This is a genomic window from Nocardioides zeicaulis (assembly GCF_042432345.1).
Lineage (GTDB): Bacteria > Actinomycetota > Actinomycetes > Propionibacteriales > Nocardioidaceae > Nocardioides > Nocardioides zeicaulis.
Genome location: NZ_JBHLXH010000002.1, coordinates 402813 through 428653, shown reverse-complemented (window position 1 = coordinate 428653; position 25841 = coordinate 402813). Strand labels below are relative to the sequence as shown.

Annotated in this window: 26 protein-coding genes and 1 pseudogene; 17 read left to right on the top strand and 10 right to left on the bottom strand. The window is 72.7% G+C overall.

The window, feature by feature from the left end:
- Position 1 precedes the first annotated feature (1 nt).
- From atpD to ACFFJG_RS16545, 3 genes are all read left to right on the top strand, one after another.
- Positions 2–1453 carry a F0F1 ATP synthase subunit beta gene (gene atpD / locus ACFFJG_RS16555; protein ID WP_378519887.1) on the top strand — a complete coding sequence of 484 codons (1452 nt, stop codon included), beginning with the start codon at positions 2–4 and terminating at the stop codon, positions 1451–1453.
- A complete protein-coding gene (locus ACFFJG_RS16550; protein WP_378519886.1) occupies positions 1453–1851 on the top strand; it encodes a F0F1 ATP synthase subunit epsilon in 399 nt (132 codons plus the stop codon). The genes atpD and ACFFJG_RS16550 overlap by 1 nt, the downstream gene beginning before the upstream one ends.
- 77 nt (positions 1852–1928) lie before the next feature.
- Complete coding sequence (locus ACFFJG_RS16545) at positions 1929–2372, top strand: DUF2550 domain-containing protein (protein ID WP_378519885.1); 444 nt, start codon at positions 1929–1931, stop codon at positions 2370–2372.
- Here ACFFJG_RS16545 and ACFFJG_RS16540 read toward each other — a convergent pair.
- Positions 2369–3364, bottom strand: a complete 996-nt coding sequence (locus tag ACFFJG_RS16540; RefSeq protein ID WP_378519884.1) for a LacI family DNA-binding transcriptional regulator — start codon at positions 3362–3364, stop codon at positions 2369–2371. The two genes, ACFFJG_RS16545 and ACFFJG_RS16540, sit on opposite strands and share 4 nt — an antisense overlap.
- A 55-nt stretch (positions 3365–3419) precedes the next feature.
- On the opposite strand from ACFFJG_RS16540, the gene ACFFJG_RS16535 reads away from it, so the two are divergent.
- Positions 3420–4580, top strand: a complete 1161-nt coding sequence (locus tag ACFFJG_RS16535) for an MFS transporter (protein ID WP_378519883.1) — start codon at positions 3420–3422, stop codon at positions 4578–4580.
- A 289-nt stretch (positions 4581–4869) separates the two neighbouring features.
- Here ACFFJG_RS16535 and ACFFJG_RS16530 read toward each other — a convergent pair whose 3' ends face one another.
- Positions 4870–5454, bottom strand: a complete 585-nt coding sequence (locus tag ACFFJG_RS16530; protein ID WP_378519882.1) for a cob(I)yrinic acid a,c-diamide adenosyltransferase — start codon at positions 5452–5454, stop codon at positions 4870–4872.
- Between the two features lie 132 nt (positions 5455–5586).
- Between ACFFJG_RS16530 and ACFFJG_RS16525 the strand changes: the two genes are divergently transcribed.
- From ACFFJG_RS16525 to ACFFJG_RS16500, 6 genes are all read left to right on the top strand, one after another.
- A complete protein-coding gene (locus tag ACFFJG_RS16525; RefSeq protein WP_378519881.1) occupies positions 5587–5895 on the top strand; it encodes an STAS domain-containing protein in 309 nt (102 codons plus the stop codon).
- Positions 5896–5972: 77 nt separating this feature from the next.
- Positions 5973–8009, top strand: coding sequence for an ethylmalonyl-CoA mutase (locus ACFFJG_RS16520; RefSeq protein ID WP_378519880.1), 2037 nt, complete (start codon positions 5973–5975; stop codon positions 8007–8009).
- A gap of 37 nt (positions 8010–8046) precedes the next feature.
- Positions 8047–8271 carry a hypothetical protein gene (locus tag ACFFJG_RS16515; RefSeq protein ID WP_378519879.1) on the top strand — a complete coding sequence of 75 codons (225 nt, stop codon included), beginning with the start codon at positions 8047–8049 and terminating at the stop codon, positions 8269–8271.
- Positions 8272–8296: 25 nt separating this feature from the next.
- Positions 8297–8827 (top strand): ferritin, encoded by a 531-nt coding sequence (locus ACFFJG_RS16510; RefSeq protein ID WP_378519878.1) that lies wholly within the window; start codon positions 8297–8299, stop codon positions 8825–8827.
- Positions 8828–8867: 40 nt separating this feature from the next.
- On the top strand, positions 8868–9773 hold the full coding sequence (locus ACFFJG_RS16505; protein ID WP_378519877.1) for an FAD-dependent oxidoreductase: 906 nt from the start codon (positions 8868–8870) through the stop codon (positions 9771–9773).
- Positions 9766–10374, top strand: a complete 609-nt coding sequence (locus ACFFJG_RS16500) for a histidine phosphatase family protein (protein ID WP_378519876.1) — start codon at positions 9766–9768, stop codon at positions 10372–10374. The genes ACFFJG_RS16505 and ACFFJG_RS16500 overlap by 8 nt, the downstream gene beginning before the upstream one ends.
- Before the next feature lie 7 nt (positions 10375–10381).
- On the opposite strand, the gene ACFFJG_RS16495 is transcribed toward ACFFJG_RS16500, so the two are convergent.
- Positions 10382–10825: a DUF952 domain-containing protein gene (locus ACFFJG_RS16495; protein ID WP_378519875.1), complete on the bottom strand. Its 444-nt coding sequence runs from the start codon at positions 10823–10825 to the stop codon at positions 10382–10384.
- Positions 10825–11511 carry an endonuclease NucS gene (gene nucS, locus ACFFJG_RS16490; RefSeq protein WP_378519874.1) on the bottom strand — a complete coding sequence of 229 codons (687 nt, stop codon included), beginning with the start codon at positions 11509–11511 and terminating at the stop codon, positions 10825–10827. Before nucS ends, ACFFJG_RS16495 begins: the two co-directional genes overlap by 1 nt.
- A gap of 24 nt (positions 11512–11535) precedes the next feature.
- On the opposite strand from nucS, the gene ACFFJG_RS16485 reads away from it, so the two are divergent.
- Both ACFFJG_RS16485 and ACFFJG_RS16480 read left to right on the top strand, forming a co-directional pair.
- On the top strand, positions 11536–12618 hold the full coding sequence (locus ACFFJG_RS16485) for a GNAT family N-acetyltransferase (protein ID WP_378519873.1): 1083 nt from the start codon (positions 11536–11538) through the stop codon (positions 12616–12618).
- Positions 12619–12664: 46 nt separating this feature from the next.
- On the top strand, positions 12665–14473 hold the full coding sequence (locus tag ACFFJG_RS16480) for a 3-hydroxyacyl-CoA dehydrogenase family protein (protein ID WP_378519872.1): 1809 nt from the start codon (positions 12665–12667) through the stop codon (positions 14471–14473).
- A 2-nt stretch (positions 14474–14475) separates the two neighbouring features.
- Here the strand turns inward: ACFFJG_RS16480 and ACFFJG_RS16475 are convergent, their stop codons facing one another.
- From ACFFJG_RS16475 to ACFFJG_RS16465, 3 genes are all read right to left on the bottom strand, one after another.
- Positions 14476–15006: a hypothetical protein gene (locus ACFFJG_RS16475; protein ID WP_378519871.1), complete on the bottom strand. Its 531-nt coding sequence runs from the start codon at positions 15004–15006 to the stop codon at positions 14476–14478.
- 82 nt (positions 15007–15088) lie between these two features.
- Positions 15089–15550, bottom strand: coding sequence for a VOC family protein (locus ACFFJG_RS16470; RefSeq protein WP_378519870.1), 462 nt, complete (start codon positions 15548–15550; stop codon positions 15089–15091).
- Between the two features lie 49 nt (positions 15551–15599).
- Complete coding sequence (locus ACFFJG_RS16465) at positions 15600–18023, bottom strand: LuxR C-terminal-related transcriptional regulator (protein ID WP_378519869.1); 2424 nt, start codon at positions 18021–18023, stop codon at positions 15600–15602.
- A 248-nt stretch (positions 18024–18271) separates the two neighbouring features.
- On the opposite strand from ACFFJG_RS16465, the gene ACFFJG_RS16460 reads away from it, so the two are divergent.
- The 4 genes from ACFFJG_RS16460 to ACFFJG_RS16445 are packed head-to-tail and all read left to right on the top strand — an operon-like array spanning position 18272 to position 21589.
- Entirely contained in the window at positions 18272–19033 is a 762-nt protein-coding gene (locus ACFFJG_RS16460; RefSeq protein ID WP_378519868.1) for a hypothetical protein, read from the top strand.
- 56 nt (positions 19034–19089) lie between these two features.
- Positions 19090–20562 (top strand): MFS transporter, encoded by a 1473-nt coding sequence (locus ACFFJG_RS16455; RefSeq protein WP_378519867.1) that lies wholly within the window; start codon positions 19090–19092, stop codon positions 20560–20562.
- Positions 20559–20798: a hypothetical protein gene (locus tag ACFFJG_RS16450; RefSeq protein WP_378519866.1), complete on the top strand. Its 240-nt coding sequence runs from the start codon at positions 20559–20561 to the stop codon at positions 20796–20798. The genes ACFFJG_RS16455 and ACFFJG_RS16450 overlap by 4 nt, the downstream gene beginning before the upstream one ends.
- A gap of 23 nt (positions 20799–20821) precedes the next feature.
- Positions 20822–21589, top strand: a complete 768-nt coding sequence (locus ACFFJG_RS16445) for an alpha/beta fold hydrolase (RefSeq protein WP_378519865.1) — start codon at positions 20822–20824, stop codon at positions 21587–21589.
- Positions 21590–21598: 9 nt separating this feature from the next.
- On the opposite strand, the gene ACFFJG_RS16440 is transcribed toward ACFFJG_RS16445, so the two are convergent.
- On the bottom strand, positions 21599–22135 hold the full coding sequence (locus ACFFJG_RS16440) for a CGNR zinc finger domain-containing protein (protein WP_378519864.1): 537 nt from the start codon (positions 22133–22135) through the stop codon (positions 21599–21601).
- Between the two features lie 31 nt (positions 22136–22166).
- Here ACFFJG_RS16440 and ACFFJG_RS16435 point away from each other — a divergent pair.
- Positions 22167–23066 (top strand): annotated as a pseudogene (locus ACFFJG_RS16435) (EamA family transporter); the annotation flags it as partial.
- A gap of 51 nt (positions 23067–23117) precedes the next feature.
- On the opposite strand, the gene ACFFJG_RS16430 reads toward ACFFJG_RS16435, so the two are convergent.
- Both ACFFJG_RS16430 and ACFFJG_RS16425 read right to left on the bottom strand, forming a co-directional pair.
- The gene (locus ACFFJG_RS16430; protein WP_378519863.1) at positions 23118–24146 is read right to left on the bottom strand and encodes an AI-2E family transporter; all 1029 of its coding nucleotides are present in this window, start codon (positions 24144–24146) and stop codon (positions 23118–23120) included.
- A gap of 272 nt (positions 24147–24418) precedes the next feature.
- The gene (locus ACFFJG_RS16425; protein ID WP_378519862.1) at positions 24419–25726 is read right to left on the bottom strand and encodes a coiled-coil domain-containing protein; all 1308 of its coding nucleotides are present in this window, start codon (positions 25724–25726) and stop codon (positions 24419–24421) included.
- Positions 25727–25841 lie beyond the last annotated feature (115 nt).

Genomic DNA, 25841 nt, shown 5'->3' with positions numbered 1-25841 from the left:
CATGACTGCCACTGTTGAAGAGACGACCACCCGGGGTGGCGCCGTGGGCCGCATCGCCCGCGTCATCGGCCCGGTCGTGGACATCGAGTTCCCGACCGACTCGATGCCCCCCATCTACAACGCCCTGACCTGCGAGTTCCAGCTCAGCGGCGAGACGAAGTCGATCATCCTCGAGGTCGCCCAGCACATCGGTGACGGCATGGTCCGCGCCATCTCGATGAAGCCGACCGACGGCCTGGTCCGCGGCGGCCAGGTCACCGACACCGGTCAGTCGATCACCGTGCCCGTCGGCGACGCGACGCTCGGCAAGGTGTTCAACACCACCGGTGACGTGCTCAACCTCGCCGAGGGCGAGACCTTCGAGCCCGCCGAGCGCTGGGGCATCCACCGCAAGGCGCCGGCGTTCGACCAGCTGGAGTCGAAGACCCAGATGTTCGAGACCGGCATCAAGGTCATCGACCTGCTCACCCCCTACGTCCAGGGCGGCAAGATCGGCCTGTTCGGCGGTGCCGGCGTCGGCAAGACCGTGCTCATCCAGGAGATGATCGCGCGTGTCGCCAAGGACCACGGTGGTGTGTCGGTGTTCGCCGGTGTCGGCGAGCGCACCCGTGAGGGCAACGACCTCATCGTCGAGATGGAGGAGGCGGGCGTCCTCGGGCAGACCGCCCTCGTCTTCGGCCAGATGGACGAGCCGCCGGGCACCCGCCTGCGCGTCGCGCTGTCGGCCCTGACGATGGCGGAGTACTTCCGCGACGTGCAGAAGCAGGACGTGCTGCTCTTCATCGACAACATCTTCCGCTTCACCCAGGCCGGCTCCGAGGTCTCCACGCTGCTCGGCCGCATGCCGTCCGCGGTGGGCTACCAGCCCAACCTCGCCGACGAGATGGGTCAGCTGCAGGAGCGCATCACCTCGACGCGTGGTCACTCGATCACCTCGCTGCAGGCGATCTACGTCCCCGCCGACGACTACACCGACCCGGCGCCGGCCACGACCTTCGCGCACCTCGACGCGACCACCGAGCTCTCGCGCGAGATCGCCTCGCTCGGCATCTACCCGGCCGTGGACCCGCTCACCTCGACCTCGCGGATCCTCGACCCGCAGTACATCGGTGACGACCACTACCGCTGCGCGGTCCGGATCAAGCAGATCCTGCAGCGCAACAAGGAGCTCCAGGACATCATCGCGATCCTCGGTGTCGACGAGCTGTCGGAGGAGGACAAGATCATCGTGTCCCGCGCCCGTCGCATCCAGCGCTTCCTGTCGCAGAACACTTACGTGGCCAAGCAGTTCACCGGCATCGAGGGTTCGACCGTCCCGGTGGCCGACACCATCGAGGCGTTCAACAAGATCGCCGACGGCGAGTACGACCACGTGGCCGAGCAGGCCTTCTTCATGTGCGGCGGTCTGGACGACGTCGAGCAGAAGTGGGCCGAGATCCAGAAGAGCCTCTGATGGCCACCGACGCAGTCCTCCAGGTCGAGCTGGTCGCTGCCGACCGGCTCGTCTGGTCGGGCCAGGCCACCATGGTCATCGCCCGCACCACCGAGGGCGACGTCGGCATCCTGCCGAACCACGCGCCGATGCTGTCCTCGATCATCGAGGGCGTCGTCGACGTCCAGACGGTCGAGGGCGAGACGTGGATCGCGGCGGTCGACGCCGGGTTCCTCTCGGTCGCCGACAACCGGGTCTCGATCCTCTCCGAGCGGGCCGAGATGTCGCACGAGATCGACCTCGAGCACGCCCGGGCCGAGCTCGAGCGGTGCAAGCAGGCCGGCGAGAACGACGACGAGGCGCAGGAGAAGGTCCGTCGCGCCGAGGCACGCGTGCGTGCTGCGGAGCGGGCCTCCTGACGGGTGCCTGAGCACTGGCGCTAGGGTGAGCGCACGAACCTCCGGGTTCGTGCGCTCACTGCTTTGTGGAGGTGTGGATGCCGGTCTGGGAGTGGTTGCTCGACATCGTCGGGCTCGGTCTCCTCCTAGCGCTGCTCTACGGCATCTCCCTCATCGTCCGGCGCCGCCTGCTGGCCCGCCACGGCGGCACCTTCGAGCTCAGCTACCGCGTGCGCACCGAGCACCCGGGCCGCGGCTGGCTGCTCGGCGTCGGCCGGTACTCCGGCCAGTCCCTGGAGTGGTTCCGGATCTTCTCGCTCTCCCCGCGACCCAAGCGGGTCTGGGCGCGCGACCTGCTCGAGTACTCCGGTCGACGCGCGCCGGCCGGCCCCGAGGAGATGTCGCTCTACGACGGCCACGTCGTGGCGTCGTGCCACTACGACGGCCAAGCGCTGGAGATCGCGATGAGCGAGTCGGCCCTCACCGGCTTCCAGTCGTGGCTGGAGTCGGGCCCGCCCGGCACCGACTGGGACCGGCGCTAGCCGCCCTGGGCATCCCGTCGCGGGGCCGGACCGGTGGACCCGCCCACGCGGAGCTCGACCGGGAGCACGACGTCGGCCACGGCTTCGCCCTCGATGCGGGCCAGGGCTGCTCGCGCCGCCGTACGCCCCTTCTCCGCGATCGGCTGCACGACCGTCGTGAGCTCGAGGTCGAGCCACGGGGTGGCGACGCCGTCGAAGCCGGCGACGCTGAGGTCGCCCGGCACCGAGAGGCCCCGGCGTCGTGCCTCCAGCACCGCACCGGCCGCCTGGACGTCGCTCTGGCACACCAGGGCGGTGGCGTCGGGGTCGGTGTCGAGCCAGGCGCCCACCACCTCCTGGGCGGCGGTGAGGTCGCTGGCGCAGGCGCCGACGACCTCGAGGTCGGCGTAGACCTCGCGCAGCCCGGCCTCGCGCTCGCGCTGGGGCTGCGAGGGCTCGAGGGTGACCGTGGCGACCCGGTCGTGGCCCAGCCCGCGCAGGTGGCGGGCCAGCTCGGCCGAGCCGCGGCGGTGCTCGATGTCGACGTAGGTGGTGCCGGGCCAGGCCGGCCCCTCGATGACGACCAGCGGCACGCCGCGGGCGACCAGGTCGTCGTAGGGCATCCACACGTCGCGGCCGCAGATGTCGAAGATGACCGCGTCGAGCGGCAGCCTCGCGTGCCCGTCGTCGTCGGCCATCAGCAGCAGCCCGAGCCCGGCGGCGCCGAGCACCTCGGACATGGCGTCGAAGAGGGGGAGCGTGGCCGGGTCGCGGAAGGCCTCGCTGAGCTGCCCGACCGCCACCCCCACGACGCCGCTGCGTCCCTGGCGCAGGTTGCGGGCGAGCGGATTGGGGCCGCGGTAGCCCAGGGCGGCGGCGGCCGCCAGCACCCGCTCGCGGGTCGCCTCCGCGACCGGCTTGTTGCCCGAGAAGGTGAGCGAGGCCGTGGACAGGGAGACCCCGGCCGTCTCGGCGACGTCCGCCAGCGTGGGGGTTCGGGTTGATCCGGACACGTCCTGGAGGTTAGCATCGAATCGATTCGATCGAAACGTTTCGCCAAGGAGTGCCGTGCCCCAGCTCACCGCCGCCCGCAATGCCGTCGGCCTGACCTTCTTCCTCAACGGCCTGGTCTTCGCCAGCTGGGTCTCCCGCATCCCCGAGGTGCGCTCGAGCTTCGACCTCAGCAACGGCCGGCTCGGCCTGGTCCTGCTGGCGATCTCGATCGGGTCGGTCGTCGCGCTGCCCACGACCGGCGCCCTCATCACGCGCTGGGGGACCGTCCGGATCGTCCGCGCGGGCGCGGTGCTCGCGACGGTCGGCATGCTGACCGCGGCGTTCTCGCTCGGCGACGCGCTGCCCCTGACGGTCGTCGGGCTGGCGGTCTACGGCGTCGGCATCGGCGTGTGGGACGTGGCGATGAACGTCGAGGGCGCCGAGGTCGAGCGTGGGCTCGACCGCACGATCATGCCGCGCTTCCACGCCGGCTTCAGCGGTGGCACCGTGGTGGGGGCGCTGCTCGGCGTGGCGATGATCGAGCTCGACGTGCCCTCCGCCGTCCACCTCGGCCTGGTGGTGGTCCTCTCGTTCGTCGTCGTGTGGACGACGTCGCCGTCGTTCCTGCCGGTGGTCGAGGACCACGAGGGCGAGCGGACGTCGGCCGCGCGGGCGTGGCTGGAGCCGCGCACCCTGCTGATCGGCCTGATGGTGCTGGCGCTCGCGATGACCGAGGGCACCGCGAACGACTGGCTCGCGGTCGCGCTCGTCGACGGCCACGACGTCTCGCACGCGGTCGGCGTCGCCGGGTTCGCGGTCTTCGTGACAGCCATGACCGCCGGCCGCTTCCTCGGCACCGGCCTCATCGACCGCCACGGCCGCGTCGCGGTGCTGTGGGCCACGATGGCGCTCGCCGGTGCCGGCGTGCTGCTCATCGTCCTCACCGACCACCCGGTGTCGGTCGTGCTCGGCATCGTCCTGTGGGGCGTCGGGTCCTCGCTCGGCTTCCCGGTCGGGATGAGTGCCGCCGCGGACGACCCGCTGCGCGCCGCTGCCCGGGTCAGCGTCGTGTCGACCGTCGGCTACGCCGCGTTCCTCGCCGGCCCGCCGTTCCTCGGCTTCGTCGGCGACCACGTCGGCACCCTCAAGGCGCTGCTCGTCGTCGCCTTCCTGCTGCTGCCCGCCGCCCTCGTCGTGCCCTCGGCCCGCGAGCAGCGCGTCCGCCAGGACGCCTGACCGCCGACCTGACGCGAGTGCACCGAAAAACACCGCCGAGCTGACGCTAGTGCACCGCGAAACGGCGCCGAGCTGTCGCGAGTGCACCGCGAAATGGCGCCGAGCTGTCGCGAGTGCACCGCGAAACGGCGTCGAGCTGTCGCTAGTGCACTGACCCGGCGTCCTTGAGCGGTGCAGATGCGTCAGCTCGGCGGGCCTCAGGGGTGCAGATGCGTCAGCTCGGCGGGTCTCGGCGGGACATCTGCGCCGACTCGGGGGGTCTCAGCAGTGCAGGTGCGTCAGCTCGGTGCTAGCGCTCGCCGCCGGGCACCCAGAGCACGTCGCCGTTCTCGCGGTTCGCGTGGCGGGCGAGGATGAAGAGCAGGTCGGAGAGCCGGTTGAGGTAGGTGATGGCGAGGACGTTCATCGTGTCCTCGTGCTCGGCGTAGGCCGCCCAACCGGCGCGCTCGGCGCGGCGCACCACGGTGCGGGCGACGTGGAGGTGCGCGGCGGCCAGGGTGCCGCCGTTGAGGATGAACGAGCGCAGCGCCGGGAGGTCGGCGTTGTAGTGGTCGCACCAGGCCTCGAGCCGGTCGACGTAGTCCTGCTCGACGCGCAGCGGCGGGTACTCCGGGTCCGCCACGACGGGGGTGGCGAAGTCGGCGCCCACGTCGAAGAGGTCGTTCTGCACGCGCGTGAGCACGGCGACCACGTCGTCCTCCAGGCCGCCGTCGGCGGCGGCGTGGGACAGCGCCACGCCGATGTGGGCGTTGCCCTCGTCGACGCAGGCGTACGCCTCGAGCCGCAGGTCGGTCTTCGTCGTCTCGCTCATGTCGCCGAGGCGGGTGCGGCCGGCGTCGCCGGTGCGGGTGTAGATGCGCGTCAGGTTGACCATGGGCGCAGCCTACGGGGGCCGACTCGCCGGAAAAGATGGTGCATCGGTGCAACCGCGCGGGGTACAACAACGTCCATGGGAGTGACAGGGGTCACGACTGGGCGTCCGGGGGGCGTCGGTGAGGAGCACCAGATGGAGATCACCGCGGACGGTTCCACGCTGGTCCTGCACGGCGCGTTCGACGTGCGCAGCACCCGGGAGGTGCGTGACGCCATCAACGCGTGCCTCGCGGGCCCCGACGGCGAGGTCGTCATCGACATGTCCGACGTCTCCACGATCGACGTGACCGCGCTCCGCCTGCTCGCCGTGGCCACCCGGCGTGCGTGGCTCTCGGGCCACCACCTCACGGTCCGCAACCCGGGCCCCGCGGTCCGCAGGATGGCCCACCTGGCCCGGCTGGCCCATGCCATCGAGGTCGAGCGGGTCGCCGCCACCGCGTGACCGGCACCCGATCCTGAGGCATCCGTCACACGTCGCGGCCGGTGACTGACCAGTAACCCTCGCCCTACTGTGTCGCCATGACGGAATCGGGTGAGACGGACCGCACGGTCCCGGAGCGTCCTGCCAAGGACCGGCCGTGGGTGATGCGCACCTACGCCGGCCACTCCACCGCCGAGGCGTCCAACGCGCTCTACCGGACCAACCTGGCCAAGGGCCAGACCGGGCTCAGCGTGGCCTTCGACCTGCCGACCCAGACCGGCTACGACCCCGACAGCCCGCTCAGCCGCGGCGAGGTCGGCAAGGTCGGCGTCCCGGTCCCGCACCTGGGCGAGATGCGCAAGCTGTTCGCCGACATCCCGCTCACGGAGATGAACACCTCCATGACGATCAACGCGACGGCGATGTGGCTGCTCGCGATGTACCAGGTCGTCGCGGAGGAGCAGAACCCGGAGCTGTCGCCGGAGGAGGTCGCCCACCTGCTGGCGGGCACCACCCAGAACGACATCATCAAGGAGTACCTGTCGCGCGGCACCTACGTCTTCGGGCCGCAGCAGTCGCTGCGCCTGATCGCCGACATGATCGCCTACACGGTCCACGAGATCCCGAAGTGGAACCCGATCAACATCTGCAGCTACCACCTGCAGGAGGCGGGCGCGACGCCGGTGCAGGAGCTGGCGTACGCCCTGTGCACCGCGATCGCGGTGCTCGACCAGGTCAGGGCGTCGGGGCAGGTCTCCGAGGACGACTTCGAGAAGGTCGTCGGGCGGATCTCGTTCTTCGTCAACGCCGGCGTGCGCTTCGTCGAGGAGACCTGCAAGATGCGCGCCTTCGTGCAGCTGTGGGACGAGATCACCCGCGACCGCTACGGCGTGACCGACCCCAAGATGCGCCGCTTCCGCTACGGCGTGCAGGTCAACTCGCTCGGCCTGACCGAGGCGCAGCCGGAGAACAACGTGCAGCGCATCGTGCTGGAGATGCTCGGCGTGACGCTGTCGAAGGACGCCCGGGCGCGTGCCGTGCAGCTGCCGGCCTGGAACGAGGCCCTCGGCCTGCCCCGCCCGTGGGACCAGCAGTGGTCGCTGCGGCTGCAGCAGGTGCTGGCCTTCGAGTCCGACCTGCTGGAGTACGACGACATCTTCGCCGGCAGCCACGTCATCGAGGCCAAGGTCGCCGAGCTGGTCGCGGGCGCGAAGGACGAGATCGAGCGGGTCCAGGCGATGGGTGGCGCGATCGCCGCCGTCGAGTCGGGCTACATGAAGCAGAACCTCGTCTCCGCCCACGCCGCCCGGCGGGCGCGCATCGAGTCGGGCGAGGAGGTCATCGTCGGGGTCAACAGGTTCGAGACCACCGAGCCCTCGCCGCTCACCGCCGACCTCGACGGCGCCATCCAGACCGCCGACCCCGAGGCCGAGCGTGCGGCGCTCGCCAGCCTCGAGGCGTGGCGGGCCGAGCGCGACGAGGACGAGGTGCGGGCCGCCCTGGCGGCTCTGGCCGACGCCGCGCGCACCGACGCCAACCTGATGCAGCCGACGCTCGTCGCCGCCCGTGCCGGCGCGACGACGGGGGAGTGGGCCGGTGCGCTGCGCGAGGTGTTCGGCGAGTTCCGGGCCCCCACCGGGGTCTCGGGCGCCGTCGGCGTCGCCGAGGCCGGCGAGGCGCTCAGTGCCGTGCGCGAGCGGGTGCGGGCCACGGGCGAGGAGCTCGGCGGCCGGCTGCGCGTGCTGGTCGGCAAGCCCGGCCTCGACGGACACTCCAACGGCGCCGAGCAGGTCGCGGTGCGCGCCCGCGACGCCGGCTTCGAGGTGATCTACCAGGGCATCCGCCTGACCCCCGAGCAGATCGTCGCCGCCGCGGTGGCCGAGGACGTGCACCTCGTCGGTCTCTCGATCCTGTCCGGCTCCCACATGGAGCTGGTGCCCGACGTGCTCGACGGCCTGGCGGCCGCCGGCCTCGGAGGCCTGCCGGTCATCGTCGGCGGGATCATCCCCTCCTCCGACGCCCGGGCGCTCGTCGAGCGCGGGGTCGCCGCGGTCTACACGCCCAAGGACTTCGGGCTGACCGAGATCATGGACGGGTTCGTGGACGTCATCCGGACGGCCCACGGCCTGGACTGAGGTGAGGCAACCCTAAGTCCTCCTGTACGGTGTGCGCGTGGGCAAGAAGGCGACGAAGAAGATGAAGGCGTCGAAGGGCGCCGTCGCCACGCTGCCCAAGAAGAAGTGCTGCGAGGACACCCCCAAGTGCCGGCGGTGCCCCCTGCGGATGCTCAAGGAGGGCACCCTCCCCGAGGGCTACACCGTCCACAGGAGGCGCCTGGTCACCACCGCGGAGCTCGAGCGCACGCGCAAGAAGTCGAAGAAGAAGCTCGCGGCCTGAGCCCGCGCCCGACCCAGGAGCCCCGATGCCCGCCGCCCGCTTCACCGCCCAGCTCAACGTCCAGATCGGCAACGAGCTCGCCGCGCACCACCAGTACCTCGCGTGCGCGATCCACTACGACGCGCTGACGATGCCGCGGATGGCCGCCTTCTTCTACGCCCAGGCGCTCGAGGAGCGCGGCCACGCGATGATGATGGTGCAGTACCTCCTCGACACCGACGAGGCGGTCACCATCCCCGCCGTCCCGGCGCCCACGTCGTCGTTCACCGACGTCGTCGAGCCGGTGCAGCTCGCCCTCGACCAGGAGCGCACCGTGACCGAGCAGGTGGGCGGCCTGCTCCGGATCGCCCGCGAGGAGCACGACTTCGCCTCCGAGCAGTTCATGCAGTGGTTCATCAAGGAGCAGGTCGAGGAGGTCGCGACGATGAGCGACCTGCTGGCCGTGGTCACGCGCAACCGCGACGACGTCGAGGACATCGAGGAGTACGTCGCCCGCGAGCACGGCGCCGAGGGCGAGGACCCGACGGCACCGCGCCAGGCGGGCGCCACCGCCTGAGGCGACGCACGCCCGTCCCGCGGCTGGCAGACTCACCGGCATGCGACGGGTGATCGTGGTCGGGGCGGGTGTGGTCGGGCTGACCTGCGCGGTGCGGCTGCTCGAGGCCGGGCACCGCGTCGACGTGGTGGCCCGCGACCTTCCGCTGGAGACGACCTCCGCGGTGGCGGCCGCGCTCTGGTACCCCTACCGCGCCGCACCGCGCGAGCGCGTGACGACGTGGGGCGCGACGACGTACGAGGTCCTCGCGGGGCTCGCCGGCGACCCGCGGACGGGCGTGCGGGTGCTGACCGGCACCGAGCTGCTCCGCGAGCACGCACCAGACCCCTGGTGGCGCTCGGCGGTGCCGACGCTGGAGCGTGAGACGTCGCTGCCACCCGGCTACGCCGACGGGTGGACGTTCGCCAGCCCGGTCGTCGACATGCCCGTCCACCTGCGCTGGCTGGCCTCGCGCGTGGAGGAGCTCGGCGGCACCCTCACCCGGATGAACCTCTCCGCCCTGCCCGACGACGGCTCGCTGGTGGTCAACGCCACCGGACTCGGCGCGCGCCACTTCGGCGCCGACCCGAGCGTGCAGCCCGTCCGCGGGCAGGTCGTGGTCGTCGAGCAGGTCGGCCTCGACCGCTGGACCCTCGACGGCGCTGGGCTGACCTACGTGGTGCCCCGGACGCACGAGGTGGTCCTCGGCGGCACCGACGTCGAGGGGGAGTGGAGCCGCACGCCCGACCCGGCCGTCGCCGAGCAGGTCCTGCACCGTGCCGTCGCCCTCGTGCCGGAGCTGGAGGGCGCGCGGGTCCTGCGCCACAAGGTCGGGCTGCGACCGGCGCGCCCGGAGGTGCGCCTCGAGCGGGTGGGCGACGTCGTGCACTGCTACGGCCACGGCGGCGCCGGGGTCACCCTGTCGTGGGGCTGCGCGGGCGACGTCGTGGGTCTGGTCGATGGCTGACCTGCAGTGCGCCGCCCGTGTGCTCGTCGCCCGCCACGGGGAGGCGGCCTACGAGAGCGAGCTGCTCAGCGACGCCGGTGGGTGGCTGACGCCCCTTGGCCGTGCGCAGGCGCGCGAGCTGGCTGAGTCGCTGCGCGGCCAGCGCGTCGCCCGCGTGTGGACCAGCGACATGGCGCGGGCCGTCCAGACGGGCGAGATCGTCGCGGGGGTGCTCGGCACCGACGTCGTGGTCCGCACCGGCCTGCGCGAGTTCGGGGTGGGTGACGCCCGCGGGACCACCGGCGTGCCCGACCCGTTCGCGGCGACCTTCGCCGCCTGGCTCGACGGCGACCTCGCGGCGCGGATCCCGGGCGGCGAGAGCGGCGAGGAGGTCGTCACCCGCTACCGGGCGGTCCTCGAGGAGGTCGCCGACACCCACCGCGGCGAGGCCGCGCTGGTGGTCAGCCACGGCGGCGTGATGTGCCTGGCGCTGTCCGCGCTGGCCGTCAACCTCGCCCCGAGCCACTCGCGCGACCTGCCGATGCCCCACTGCGGCCTGGTGGCGATGGAGGCCGACGCCGACGGCTGGGTGGCCCGCTCCTGGGCCGGTCAGGACCTCTGAGCCCGGCTCAGCCGAGGACGCCGGTGGCCCACAGCGCGAGGAGCACCAGCGCCATCACCACGACCGCGACGCCCATCCGCACCGCCATGCCGCGCAGCCACAGCGACAGCAGCGTCTGCGGACGGCCGTGCCCGTCCAGCGGCGTGACGCCGACGACGGCCGATCGGTTGATCGGCCCGTAGACGTGCGGGTAGGTGTCGTCGCCCACGGGGTCGACCCGCACCTCGGCGTCGAGGCGGCGGGGGTCGATCGTCAGCAGGACGAGGTGCTCGCCCAGGCCGGCGTAGTAGCGGTCGAAGACGCCCTGCACCTGCTCGCGCCTGCTGGCGTGGATGAAGCCCTCCTCGTCGAGGGTCCGCCCGACGGTCGAGGTCGTGTAGGTGCCCGTCTCCAGGGTGCGGCGCCAGTCGGCATCGGTCGCGATGTGGAAGATCCGGTCCGGCACGGTCATCAGAAGAGCCGGTGCTCTGCGTCGTCCATGCCGCGCAGGGCGTCGTAGTCGACGAGCGCGCAGGTGATGCCGCGGTCGGTGGCCAGCACCCGTGCCTGCGGCTTGATCTCCTGGGCGGCGTAGATGCCACGCACCGGGCCCCTGCTGGTGAGCATCGGGTCGCGGTTGAGCAGCTCGAGGTAGCGGGTGAGCTGCTCGACGCCGTCGATCTCGCCGCGGCGCTTGATCTCCACCGCGACCGACAGGCCGTCGGCGTCGCGGCACATCAGGTCGACCGGGCCGATGGCCGTCATGTACTCGCGACGGACGAGGGTGAGGCCGTCGGCGAGGGTGGCGGGGTGCTCGGCGAGCAGCTCCTGCAGGTGCTTCTCCACGCCGTCCTTCTGCAGGCCGGGGTCGACACCGAGGTCGTGCGAGGTGTCGTGGTGGACCTCGTCGATGAGGATGCGCAGGGTGTCGTCGGTCTTGGTCGCGGTGACCAGCCACTCCCTCCGGCCGTCCTCCGAGAGGCCCTCGCGGACGGTGCAGGGCGGCGACATCCAGTTGAGCGGCTTGTAGGAGCCGCCGTCGGAGTGGATCAACACCGAGCCGTCGTTCTTCAGCATCAGCACCCGCGTGGCCATCGGCAGGTGGGCCGAGAGCCGACCCGCGTAGTCGACCTGGCACGTGGCAACGACGATCCTCACGTCGCGCGAATCTACAGTGGGCCCGTGGCCGACGACGAAGCACGCCCGGCGCGGGCGCGCGACCTCCCGCTCCTCGCCGCGATCGAGGACGCAGGGGTGCCGATGTTCGAGGCGGTGCTCGGCGACCTGACCGGCGACGCGCTGTCCGCGCCCGCTCCCAGCGGGGAGTGGCGTGCCGCCCAGCCCGGGTTCGTGCTCGTGGCCGGCGACCCGCCGGTCGGCTTCGCCCACGTCGTCGACATGGTGGGCCACGCCCACCTCGCGCAGCTCTCGGTGCACCCCGACCACGGGCGCCGCGGCGTCGGTGCCGCGCTGCTCGAGGCGGCGGCCGAGCGCGCGACGCTCAAGGGCCACGGGTCGCTGACGCTGACGACGTACGCCGACCTGCCGTGGAACGGGCCGTTCTACGCCCGCCACGGGTTCGTCGAGTTCGCCGCCGACGACCCGCTGACCGGACCGCAGCAGGAGGTCACCGACGAGGAGGAGCGGCTCGGCCTCGGCCGCCACGGGCGCCGCACCTGGATGCGTCGCGTGCTGCGCCCGCACCGGTCGGTCGCCGACCTGACAGCGTTCCTCCCCGAGCTCGACGCCTCGCCCCGCGAGGTAGGTGTGCTGCGCACGGTGGTGCGCCGACCGGCACCGGGGGAGCGCGAGGTGCTCGACGTCGGATGGCTCGACGTCGTCGAGGGGCTCGTGGGCGACTCCTGGCGCCAGCGCGGGAGCCGGCGTACGCCGGACGGCTCCGCGCACCCCGACATGCAGCTGAACCTGATGAACCACCGGCTGGTGGAGTTCCTCGCCCAGGACCCCGACCGCGAGGTGCTCGCGGGCGACCAGATGTTCCTGGACCTGGACTTGTCCCACGACAACCTGCCCGTCTGGAGCGAGCTGCACATCGGCGGTCCCGAGGGTGCCGTGGTCGTGGTCACCGACCAGCCGCACCACGGCTGCGGCAAGTTCATCGCCCGCTTCGGCAAGGACGCGATGACCTTCGTCAACGGCCCCGAGGGCAGGCCGCGCCGGCTGCGCGGGCTGTGCGCGAGGGTGGTGCGACCGGGCCCGGTGCGCCCCGGCGACGAGGTCGTCGTGGTGCGCCCCGGGGCGTGACGGTCCCCACACCCACGGCGGACGTGGGGCGTGGGAGCATGCGTCCATGACTGAGACGGCAGCCCCTGCGTTCACCACCGTCGGCGTGATCGGCCTCGGCACCATGGGTGCGGGCATCGCCGAGGTCTTCGCCCGCAACGGCTACGCCGTCATCGGGGTCGAGGTCAACGAGACCGGCGTCGAGCGGGGTCGCCAGCACCTCGAGCACTCCACCGGCCGCGCGGTGAAGCGCGAGAAGATGACCCAGGAGCAGGCCGACGCGCTGCTGGGCCGGATCACCCTCACCACGCAGATGTCCGACCTCTCCGACGCCGACCTGGTGGTCGAGGCGGTCGTGGAGTCGCTGGAGGTCAAGAAGGCGATCTTCCGCACGCTCGACGACGTCGTGCGCCCCGACGCGATCCTGGCCACCAACACCTCCTCGCTCAGCGTCACCGAGATCTCCACCGCCAACGCGCGACCCGGTCGCGTCGTGGGGGTCCACTTCTTCAACCCCGCGCCGGTGCAGGACCTGGTCGAGGTGATCCGCACGGTGGTGACCGAGCCCGACGTGCTGGCGGCGGTCACCGACCTGCTGCGCGACCTCGGCAAGAACCCCGTGGTGTGCGGCGACAAGGCCGGCTTCATCGCCAACACGCTGCTCTTCGGCTACCTCAACCACGCGGTGTCGATGTACGAGGGCAAGTACGCCTCGCGCGAGGACATCGACGCCGCCATGCGCTTCGGCTGCGGCTACCCGATGGGCCCGCTCGCGCTGCTCGACCTGATCGGACTCGACACCGCCTACGAGATCCTCGACACGATGTACAAGCAGGGCCGTGACCGCCTCCACGCGCCCGCGCCGATCCTCAAGCAGTACGTCACCGCCGGCCTGCTCGGACGCAAGTCCGGCCGCGGCTTCTACACCTACGAGGCCCCGGACTCGCCGGTCGTCGTCGCCGACGCCCACACGCCGAGCGCAGAGGACAAGCCGCAGCTGCGCCACGACATCGGCCTGGTCGGCGTCGTCGGCACCGGCACGATGGCCTCCGGCATCGTCGAGGTCTTCGCCAAGGCCGGTCACGACGTGCTGTTCACCGGCCGCAGCCAGGACAAGGTCGACGGCGTCGTCGCCACGCTCACCAAGAGCTTCGACAAGCAGATCCAGCGGGGCAAGGCCACCGAGGAGCAGAAGGCCGAGGTCCTCGGCCGGGTGCGGGGCACCACCTCGCTCGACGACCTCGCCGACGTCGACCTCGTCGTGGAGGCCATCGCCGAGGACCTCGCCACCAAGACGACGCTCTTCGAGAACCTCGACGAGATCTGCACCCGCGGTCGTGGCGGGGCCGGGGCGATCCTGGCGACCACCACCTCGTCGCTGCCGATCATCGCGATGGCGCGGGTCACCTCGCGTCCGCAGGACGTCATCGGCATGCACTTCTTCAACCCCGCCGCGATCATGAAGCTGGTGGAGGTGGTCTCGACCGTCGCCACCGACGAAGCGGTCACCGAGACGGTGCTGGCGCTGTGCGAGCAGGTCGGCAAGGTCGCCGTGCGCTGCGGCGACCGGTCGGGCTTCATCGTCAACGCGCTGCTGTTCCCCTACCTCAACGACGCGGTCAAGATGCTCGAGGCGCACTACGCCACCGCCGACGACATCGACACGGCGATGAAGCAGGGCTGTGCGCTCCCGATGGGACCGTTCGAGCTGCTCGACGTGGTGGGCAACGACGTCTCGCTGGCGATCCAGCGCGAGCTCTACCTCGAGTTCCGCGAGCCGGGCTTCTCCCCGGCACCGCTGCTCGAGCACCTCGTGACCGCGGGCTACCTCGGCCGCAAGACCGGGCGCGGCTTCCGCGACTACGGCGCGCGCTGACCTCAGGTGGTCGTGGCGATCGTGCGGCTCGTCGCGGTGGCCTGCGGCGAGGTCACGTAGGCGGTGAGCGTGGTGCCGGTGGCGCGCACGCTGTTCCGCTTGACCTGGAACACCAGCTCCGGGGTCGACTGGGTGGTGTTGTCGAGCATGCCGGTCCAGGTGAACACGTAGGTGTAGGCGTTGCCGGCGGGACCGCTCTCCGACGTGGCCGACCAGCCGTCGCCGGACACCGACGTCGCCTTCCCGCCGGCGGCCAGGGTGTCGGGGAAGGCGATGGTCACCGAGATGCTCGTGACCTTCGGGGCGGTGGCGTCCCACGCGCGTCGGACCTGGACCTTGGTCTCGATCCGCAGGGGAGTGCCGGCACCGTCGTAGGCGGCGCCGTAGGCGGTGAAGGTGTCGATCGCGAGGGCCGCCGCCGCGGACGCGGCGAAGGCGGGCGCGGTGCTCGCGGCCACCAGGACGGGCGCGGTCCAGATGCCGCCGACGACGGCGCGTCGCGACGGCGTCGCACGCGTGGTCGGTTCCGCCACGTCACTCATCATGTCCCCCGGGGTCAGCCCATCGCGTGCCCGAGCGCACTCCCACAGTAGAGCACGACGACGTCGCGGCCGGTCAGTCGAGGCAGAACTCGTTGCCCTCGGGGTCGGCCATGACGAGGTGTCCGTGGGCCAGCGGCGGCGCGGGCTCGTGGCGCGCCACGAGCGTGGCCCCGAGCGCCACCAGCCGCTCGGCCTCGGCCTCCAGCGCGGCCATCCGCTCCTCGCCCTCGAGGCCGGGGGCGGCACGGAGGTCGAGGTGCACCCGGTTCTTCGCGGTCTTGCCCTCCGGCACCCGCTGGAAGAAGAGCCGCGGCCCGCCCCCGTCGGGGTCCTCGGCGGCGGAGGCGCTGTTCCACTCCTGCTCGGGGACGCCCACCTGCGCCAGGAACGCGTGCCACAGCTCGAACACGTCCTGCCCGGGCTCGACCGACCGCCCGGGCGGTGGTGGGTTGACGTAGCCCATGGCCGCCGCCCAGAAGCGGGAGAGCAGCTCGGGGTCGTGGGCGTCGAAGGTCACCTGGAGGGTGCGGCTCATGCGCCCATGGTGGCGCGGCCCACCGACAGTGGCCAGGGTCGGCGCAGGATCAGCGGGCGGCCTGCCCGATGACCAGCGCCGCGAGGCGGGCACGGCTGTTGATGTCGAGCTTGCGGTAGATGTGGGTGAGGTGGGCGTCGACGGTGCGGGGGGAGACGAAGAGCTCCTCCGCGATCCGGCGGCTGGTCAGCCCCTGGGCCACTCGCTCAGCCACGAGTCGCTCGGCCGCCGTGAGCGCGTCGAGCACCGACGGGGGTGCGGAGGCCGGGCGGTGGAAGACCGCCGTCACGAGGGGCACGACGTCCGCCCCGAGGTCGTCGCCGTCGAGCCAGCCGGCCGGGACCGGCCCCGCGGGCGCGACGTCGTAGTCGGCCGCGTAGCCCCAGCGCACCGCCATCCGCGGGACGCGCAGGGCGTACGCTGCGGCCGCGAGCGCCCGGGCCTCGGACAGGTCGCGCCGGTGGGCCACCCCGGCGAGCCCGTCGAGCACGTCGGCGCCCCGCAGCGGCATCCCCATCGACCGGCAGTGGTCGAGGGCGGTGAGGTAGGTGGTGGTGGCCTGGTCGAGGTCGCCGAGCTCGACGAGCGCACGGCCCAGGAGCAGTCGCGCCTCGACGCCGTCGCGGCCCAGGCGCGCCGAGTCGGCGAGGGCGACCACGTCGGCCGCCAGCCCGGCGGCCCGGCGCGCGTCGCCCCGCCGCAGGAGGTCGCGGCCGTCCTGGGCCAGGACGGGCAGGCGCACCGCCCAGGGCAGTGACTCGCGCTGCACGTCGCTGGGCACCCAGGCCGGGTCGAGCCCGCGCAGCAGGGTCTCGGCCAGCAAACAGACCCGGTCCTCGGCCAGCTCGCGGGCCTCGGCCATCACCGCGCGGGTGCCGGCGACCGCCTCGGCGATCCGGCCCTGCTCCTGGGCGATGCGCGCGAGCACCGTGCGGGCCGACAGGTCGATCCAGCGCTCGTCGCGCGTCATCCGCGCCGGCACCGCCTCGCTGACGGCCTGGGTGGCCTCGGCGAACCGCCCCTGGGAGGCGTAGACGTCGGCCAGGGTGCGGGTGGCCTGGCGGCTGATCGACCCCTCCGGGTCGAGCGCGATCGCGCGCCTGGCCTCCTGCTCGGCGCTGGCCAGGTCACCGGCGTCGAGGTGCATCTCCGCCCGGATGGAAGCGGTCTTGGCGAGCTGCTCCTCGGGGCGCGGCGCGGACGAGGCGTGCTGGTCGGCCCGGTCGAGCAGCCAGAGACCCTCGTAGGTGCCACGCATCTCGGAGGCGGCGATGCCGGCCCGCCGCGCCACCTGGGCGCCGATCTCCGGGGGCCCGTCGCCGCTGGCGAGCGCGCCCTCGAGGATGTCGACGGCCTCGCGGGTGCGCATGGAGGTGTAGAGCGAGGAGAAGATCCGGTTGGCCACCGAGTAGCCCTGGGCGCGCGTCTCCGGCCGCGCGCAGGCCGTGAGCACGGCGTGCCGCATCGCGGGCAGGTCGCGCAGCCACTCGGCGTCGGCGGCGCCGTAGTTGTCGTGGGCCGGCGCGTGCTCCTCGGCCCACGCCAGCAGGGCGGCCCCGACGGCGTCGGCGTCGTCGGGGGTGGCGAGCACCCGGGCGCGGCCGCGGATGGGGGAGAGCATGTCGAAGCGGCCCTGCGCGTCGACCTCGAGCAGGCTGCGGCGCACCAGGTTGCCGGCGACCTCGGCGGCGTCGGTGACGGGGAGGCCGAGCACCCGGGCCACGACGCCGAGCCCGGCGGGGAAGTCGAGCAGCCCGATCCGGCGCAGCGCCGTGGCGCTCGGGGCGTCGAGGAGCTCGTGGGCGGAGTCCACGGCCTGGTCGAGGCTCACCGACGTCAGCGCGTTGCTGAGCCCGACCAGCGCGCTCTGCACCGCGACCTGCTCGATGAGCAGCGGCAGGCCGCCGGTGGCGCTCAGCAGGCGCCGCACCTCGTGAGCCTGCCGCTCAAGGTCGACCTGCTGGCCGCCGGCCGAGCGGATGCGACGCAGGAAGAGGTCGACGGCCGGCCCCTCCAGCGGGGCGCGCTGGCTGGGCACCGGCAGCGGACCGACCCGGACGACGGACTCCCAGGGCTGCCCGGCGGTGGTGAGGGCGGTGACGACGAGCCGGGCCTCGCTGGTGCCCTCCAGGACGGCCTGGAGCAGCGGACCGGCGCCGGTGGCGTCGAGGTCGAGCCCGTCGAGCACCAGCAACCCGTCCCGGCCGTCGACCGCGCGACCGAGGGCGCCCAGCAGGCTGTCGCCCGGGGCGGTCTCGGACTCGAGCGTCGCCAGCGCCGCGACCAGCACCTCGTCGAGGCTGCGCAGGTTGCGCGCGTCGACCCAGGCGGCGGACGAGGTCTCGGCGAGGTGGCGCACCAGCAGCGTCTTGCCGCTGCCGGGCGGGCCCACGACGGTGACCCAGCGTGACTCCTCGACCGCCTCGCTCAGCGCGAGCCGCACGTCGTCACGTCCGAGACAGGGTGAGAGCACGGAGCGAATCTAGCGCCCCGGGACCCCCGCGGGCCGCTGACTTCCGGGGGATGCGTGCGTAACCAGATACGTAGGACTACGGATGATGCGCGGGGCCGCCCCGCGGGAGGGTGGTCCCACGCCGGGAGGAACGGGGCCGCACAGGGGATGGCCCCGCACCCCGGCCGCGTGTCAGGGCGGGTCGCAGGTCGTCGGGGGTCGACGTGCGGCCCGCCCTCGCGTGTGGGTGCGCTGCGTAGGCTGTGGGCATGGGAATCGTGCTCCTGCTCGTGGTCCTCGGGGCGCTGACCGCCGTCGCGGTCGGGGCAGGCCGGTCGAGCAGGAGGCGCGAGCTGGCCCGCGTCGAGGCCGAGGTGGCGCCGGTCAAGCGGCTCGCCGAGGAGGACGTCACCGCCCTCGGCGTGGAGCTCCAGGACCTCGACATCGACCTCGCCGGGCAGCAGCTCGACGCCGGTGCGAACGCCGACTACCAGCGCGCCCTGGACGCCTACGAGTCCGCGAAGACCGCCGCCGCCGCGCTGAGCCGGCCCGAGGACGTCAGGCACGTCACCGAGATCCTGGAGGACGGTCGCTACGCGATGGCGTGCGTGCGCGCCCGCGTCGCCGGCCAGCCCCTGCCGCAGCGCCGGCCGCCGTGCTTCTTCGACCCGCGCCACGGCCTGTCGGTGGCCGACGTGCCGTGGACCCCGCCCGGCGGTGCGCAGCGCGACGTGCCGGCCTGCGCGCTCGACGTCGAGCGGGTCCGTGCCGGCGCCGAGCCCGACATCCGCAAGGTGATGGTGGGCTCGCGCCGCGTGCCCTACTGGCAGGGCGGTCGCGCCTACCAGCCCTACGCCGCCGGCTACTTCGGCGCCTTCTCGCCGATGGACTGGATGTTCATGGGCATGCTCTTCGGGGGCGGGTTCGACGGCCTCGGCGACGGCATCGGGGCCATCGGTGAGGGCATCGGCGACCTGTTCGGCGGCATCGGCGACGGCATCGGCGACATGTTCGACGGCTTCGACTTCTGAACCGTTCGCCCGCAGGGGGGTGATGGGCCGTCCGCACCGGGCCTAGCGTCCGGAGGATGGCCGGAGTCGAGACAGGAACCATCACCACCGACATCCCCGCGCGGATGGACAGGCTGCCGTGGGCGCGCTGGCACTGGATGGTCGTCATCGGCCTCGGGACCGTCTGGATCCTCGACGGCCTCGAGGTGACGATCGTCGGCTCGATGTCGGAGGCGCTCAAGCCGAACGACACCGGCCTGGGGCTCTCCAGCAGCGACGTGGGCCTCGCCGGCGCGATGTACGTCGCCGGCGCGTGCGTGGGCGCGCTGCTGTTCGGCCAGCTCACCGACCGCTTCGGCCGCAAGAAGCTGTTCCTGCTGACCCTGGGCGTCTACACCGTGGCCACCGTGCTGACCGCCTTCTCGATGAACCCGGTGTGGTACTTCGCCTGCCGGTTCCTCACCGGCATGGGCATCGGCGGCGAGTACGCCGCCATCAACTCCGCCATCGACGAGCTGATCCCCGCCAAGTACCGCGGTCGCGTCGACGTGGCCATCAACGGGTCGTTCTGGGTGGGCGCGGCCCTCGGGTCGCTGCTCACCATCCCGCTGCTCGACCCCAACGTGGTCGACCCCAGCTGGGGCTGGCGCTCGGCGTTCGGCCTCGGTGCCGTCCTCGCGATCGGCATCCTCGTGGTGCGTCGCCACGTGCCGGAGAGCCCGCGCTGGCTCTTCATCCACGAGCGCGAGGAGGAGGCCGAGGAGATCGTGCGCGACATCGAGCGCACGGTGTCGGAGGAGAGCGGCAAGGAGCTGCACGGCGTCGACCGCACCATCACCATCCGGCAGCGCAAGACCATCAGCCTGCCGCTCATCGCCAAGACCGTCTTCACGATGTACCCGCGCCGCACGATCCTCTGCTTCTCGCTGTTCGTCGGACAGGCGTTCCTCTACAACGCGTTCTTCTTCACCTACGGCGACACCCTCAGCACGTTCCTCGACGTCGGCCAGACCGGGTGGTACCTCGCGATCTTCGCCGCCAGCAACTTCATCGGGGCGCTGGCGCTGAGCCCGCTGTTCGACAGCATCGGCCGGGTGCGGATGATCGCCGGCACCTACATCCTCTCCGGCGTCCTGCTCGCCGTCGCGGGCCTGATGCTGGGCAGCCTGAGCGCCGTGACCCTGACCGTCTTCGGCGCCGTCATCTTCTTCTTCGCCTCCGCCGGGGCCAGCGCGGCGTACCTGACCGCCTCGGAGGTCTTCCCGATGGAGACGCGGGCGCTGTGCATCGCCTTCTTCTACGCCATCGGGACGGCCGTCGGTGGCATCACCGGCCCGCTGCTGTTCGGCAAGCTGATCGACGCCGCCGACGCCATCACCGACATCGCGCCGGGCTACTTCCTGGGCGCGGCGCTGATGGTGGCCGGCGGGATCGTGGAGATCTTCCTGGGCGTCAAGGCCGAGGGACAGTCGCTGGAGGACATCGCCCAGCCGCTCACCGCGGAGGACCAGCCCTCCGAGGGAGAGCAGCGCGAGAGGAGCCACGCATGAGCCCGATGCCACCCCCCAAGCCGACGACCGAGGGGCCGCGCGACCGCCAGGTCCTCCACGAGATGGGACAGATCGTGCGCGCCCTGGAGGCCCACGGCCCGACGCACCCCGACGACCTGCGCCAGCTCGTCGGTGGCCAGTGGTGGGAGGAGGGGCGTTTCGACCGCGCCCTCGCCCTCGCCGCCAGCGACGGCCTGGTGCACCGCACCGACGACGGGTCGGTGGTCGCGACCTGAGGGTGCTGCGCGAGGATGGCGCGGTGAGCCTGCACCGCACCGAGCTCGGGGAGACCGGGAGCCGCGTCGTCTTCTGCCACGGCCTGTTCGGCCAGGGCAAGAACTGGACCCAGGTGGCCAAGGCGCTCAGCGCCGACCACCGCGTCACGCTGCTCGACATGCCCAACCACGGGCGCTCTCCGTGGACGGAGACCTTCGACTACCTCCACCTCGCCGACCTGGTCGCCGCCGAGCTCGGCGACGAGCCCGTGGCCCTGGTGGGCCACTCGATGGGCGGCAAGATCAGCATGTGCGTGGCGCTGCGCCACCCCGCGCTGGTCGAGCGGCTCGCCGTCGTCGACATCGCTCCCGTCGCCTACGACAGCGGCCGCGAGTTCATCGGCTACACGCAGACCATGCGGGGGCTCGACCTCGGCTCCCTCGAGCGTCGCGCCGAGGCCGACGCGGCGATGGCCGCCGCCGTGCCCGACCCCACCGTGCGCAGCTTCCTGCTGCAGAACCTGCGCCGCACCGACGACGGCTGGCACTGGCAGCCCAACCTGGAGCTGCTCGGGCGCCACATGGACGAGCTGGCCGGCTGGCCGTCCGAGGGCCTCGGTGACGCGTCGTACGACGGCCCGGTGCTGTGGATCGGCGGTGCCGACTCCGACTACGTCTCGGAGGAGCACGCGCCGGAGATGGACCGCCGCTTCCCCCGCAACCGCCGGATCACCATCAAGGGCGCCGGCCACTGGGTGCACTCCCAGCAGCCGGAGGTCTTCCTCGAGGTGCTGCGGCGCTTCCTGGCCTGAGGCGGCGGGTCAGCCCTTCCGGCGGGCCCGGTAGGCCGCCACGGCCTCGCGGTTGCCGCAGGTGGTCGAGCAGTAGCGCCGCGAGCGGTTGCGCGACAGGTCGAGCACGACGTCCTCGCAGTCGTCGGCGGCACAGCGCGTGAGCCGGGACATCTCGTCGGCGCGGATCACGTCGACCATCGCCATCGCGGTCTCCACCACGACCCGCTCGTCGAGGGGACGGTCGGGGTCGACGGCGTGGAGGTGCCAGTCCCACTGGTCGTGGCGCTGGAGCTGGGGGAGCGCGCGGGCCCGGGCCAGCATCTGGTTGACGATCGCGGCCGCCTCGTCGCGCTCGGCGAGCAGCAGGCCACGGAGTGCCGGGCGCAGCCGGCGCACGGCGTCGAGCTCGTCGGCGGTGGCGTCGTGGCGCCCGGTGTAGGCCCACTCGGCGAGGAACGCGGACAGGTCGTCCACCGACCCGAGCGGGTCGCCGGGCTCGTCGGTGGAGTTCGCCAGCGCGACCGCGGCCTGGAGCGCGGCGTCGGTGTCATCCGTGAACAGCACGTTGACACATTACACACGCCTTCGTAGTGTCATGACCGTGACGGCTTTGACACATGACATCGGGTCCCGCACCACGTCCGGGCTGGCGTACGCCGTCGCCTCGGCCGCGTCGTTCGGCCTCTCGGGCGCGCTGGCGCGCGGGCTGCTCGACACCGGCTGGAGCGCCGGGGCGACGGTGGGCCTGCGGATCGCCATCGCCGCGCTGGTCCTGGTCGTCCCGGGTGCGCTCGCGCTCCGGGGCCGGTGGCACCTGCTGCGCGCAGGCGCCGGGGTCGTGGTCGTCTACGGCGTCGCCGCCGTCGCGGGTGCCCAGCTGTGCTACTTCTACGCCGTCACCCACCTGCAGGTCGGCGTCGCGCTGCTGCTGGAGTACACCGCGCCCGTCGCGGTCGTCGTCTGGCTCTGGCTGCGCCACGGCCACCGCCCCTCGGGCCTGACGTTCCTCGGGGCGGGGGTGTGCGCGGTCGGCCTTGCGCTGGTCCTCGACGTGGTCTCGGGCGCCGACCTCAGCACCGTCGGCGTGCTCTGGGCGCTGGGCGCCATGGTCGGCGCGGCGACGTACTTCGTGATCTCGGCCGACGAGGACAACGGGCTCCCCGGCATCACACTGGCCGCGGGCGGGCTGCTGGTCGGCGGTGCCGTGCTCCTCGTCGCGGGGCTGTCGGGCCTGCTGCCCTTCCACGCCTCCACCGCCGACGCGGTCTACGACGGCCGTGCCGTCGCGTGGTGGGTGCCGATGCTGGCCCTGGGCCTGGTGACCGCCGCGTTCTCCTACGTCACCGGCATCGCCGCCGGCCGTCGCCTGGGCAGCCGGCTGGCCTCGTTCGTCGCGCTGGGGGAGGTGCTCGCCGCCGTGCTGTGGGCGTGGCTGCTGCTCGGCGAGCTGCCGAGGCCGGTGCAGCTGGCGGGCGGGGTGCTGGTGCTGCTGGGCGTCGTGGTGGTCAAGGCCGGCGAGGGGCGCGCGCCGCTCGCCGGCCCCGGCTCAGCGGGCGTCCTGCCGCTTGAGGAAGACCTCGCGGTGGAGCAGCAGCAGCGCGGCGGCGACCGGCACGGCGAGGAGGGCGCCGACGATGCCCATCAGGCTGCCGCCGACGAGCGCGGCGATGACCGTGATCGCGCCGGGGATGTCGACGGCCTTCTTCATGATGCGCGGTGAGATCAGGTAGGACTCGAGCTGCTGGTAGGCGATGTAGTAGATCGCCGCGACGAGGGCGACGGTGGGCGAGACCGTGAGCGCCAGCAGCGTCATGATCACGCCGCTCACCACCGCACCCACGACCGGCACCAGGCTCAGCAGGCCCACGATGAACGCCAGCGCGAAGCTGTAGTCGCCGAGTCCGACGATCATCGTGAAGATCAACGTGCTGATGCCCGCGCAGATCGACACGAGGAACGCGCCCGAGACGTAGGCGCCGGTGCTGCGGATGATCCGGTCACCGAGCTCGCTGACCCGGGGGCGCTTCGAGGCCGGGGCCAGGCTGTAGCCCGCGTGCTTGATGCTCGGCAGCGAGGCGAGGAAGTAGATCATCAGCACCAGCACGATGAAGGTGTTGGTCAGGGCCGAGAGCACCGCCAGGCCCACGCCGAGCGCGCCGCCGAACACCCGCTGCGTGAAGTCGCCGTCGGTGACGTAGTCGCGCGCCTTGTCGATGATCGAGAACCGGTCGTCGAGCTGCTCGACGTAGGTGTTGCGCTGCAGGTCGGTGAACCAGCCGGGTGCGTTGGTGGTGATGAGGGCGATCTGGTCGCTGATCACCGGGGCCACGGCGCCGACGAAGAGCGCCAGCACGCCGATCACCACGACGAGCACCACCACCACCGCGAGCCCGCGCCGCACGCCGCGTCGCATGAACCACTCGACGACCGGGTTGAGCCCGATCGCGAGGAACATCGCCAGGACGAGCAGCACCAGCACCGAGGAGATGCTGAGCAGCTGCTGGGTCAAGAAGATGGCGACGACCGCGCCGAGGGCGCCGAAGAACCCGATGTTGAAGGGGGAGTGGCGCAGCACCGACACCGGCTGCGCGGAGGGCAGGTGGGGGTCGGGGTACGCCGGCGCGTCGGGCGCGACGACCAGGTCGGTGGAGTTGTCGATCTGCTCGGCGATGGCGGCGGACGACTCGGCCGCGACCTCCGCGACCTCCGCGGCCTCCTCGGCCGCCTCCGCCGCGTCGTCGGCCCGGTCGGCCGCCTGCTCGGCCCGCTCCGCCGCCTCGCTCGCCGCCTCCTCCTCGGAGGTGTCCGTGGGGTCGGTGCGCCCGGGCTCGGTGGGGCCCTCGCCGCTCAGGACTCGTCCTCGCCGAACCCGGCCACCACGTCGCGCAGGGCGCCGAGCTGGGCGGTGATCGCGTCGCGACGCTTCTTCACGCGCTCCACCTCGGCCTGGATGTTGGCCAGCTCGCGCTCGGCCTCGGCCGCGCGGCTGGTGCTGATCGAGTCGGCCTGGGTGCGCGCGGAGGCGACCACCTGCTCGGCCTCGCGACGGGCGCGGGTGAGCAGGCCCTCGGCCTCGGTCTGTGCCTGCGCGCGGTGGGCGTTGGCCTGGGCAGTCGCCTCACGGGCGCGCTGCTCGGCGGCCGTGGCGCGGTCCTCGGCCTCCTTGACCAGGCGGGCGGTCTCGGCCGTGGCGTTGCTGTGGTGCTCGGCGGCCTCGCGGGCCAGCCGCTCCTTCTCCACCGCGAGCGTCCGCCGGGCCTCCTGCACCTCGCGGTCGGCGGCCGCGCGGGCCTGCTCGGCCTCGCGGGTCGCGGTCGTGCGCATCTCGTTGGTCTCCTGCTGCGCGGCCAGGCGCAGCTGGTCGGCCTCGCGACGGGCCGCGGCGAGCAGGTCCTCGGCCTCCGACTTCGCCAGGCTGCGCTCGGTCTCGGCGTCCGCGGTGAGGCGGGCGCGCATCTCGTCGAGCTCCTTGAGCTGGACCAGGCGCATGTCGTCGGCCTCGCGGGCGGCCTCGGCGCGGATGCTGGCCGCGTCGCGCTCGGCGCTGCGACGGATCTCGTCGGCGTCACGCTGCGCGGCGACGCGGACGTCGTTGGCCTCGTCCTCGGCCATCTTGAGCATCGAGGTGGCCCGCCCGCCGAGTCCGGCGTAGGTCGGGTTGGTGTTCTCGGCCAGCTCGGCCCGGGCCCGGTCGAGCTCGGCCTCGAGGTCGATCACGCGCTGCTCGCTGCTGGCCAGGCTGCTGGCCAGGCCGGACTTCTCCGACTGCAGCTGGCCGAGCCGCTGGTCGACGGCGGCCTTGTCGTAGCCGCCGCGACGGACCATCGGGAGCGGGGCGGCGGCGACGGGCGCGGGCTGGGCGGCGGGCCGGGCGGCGGGCTGGGCGGTCGGCTGGGCGGCGGGCTGGGCAGCCGGCGGCGGCACCACACGGGTCGGCTGCGTCGGCTCGGGCTCGCGCGAAGCGGCCGGCGGGACCGGCGCGGGGTCGGGCGTGACCACGGGGACGGCGGTGGTGGCCTCGTCGGGGGAGGCGGCCGGCGCCTCCTCGGGCGCCGAGGACGTCCGGGGCGTCACCGGGAGCACCTGGGTCTCCTCGCCCGAGTCGCCCCCGGACTCCGGCTCGTCGAAGATGGACAGACCCTGCTCGCGGCTCATGCTGCGGCACCCACTCTCACGTCGTACGGACTGCGTCGGGGGCCAGTCTGTCCGATCCCGGGGGACAAACCCACCCCGGCTCGCGGACGATCCGCGAACCGGGGTGAGGGATGGC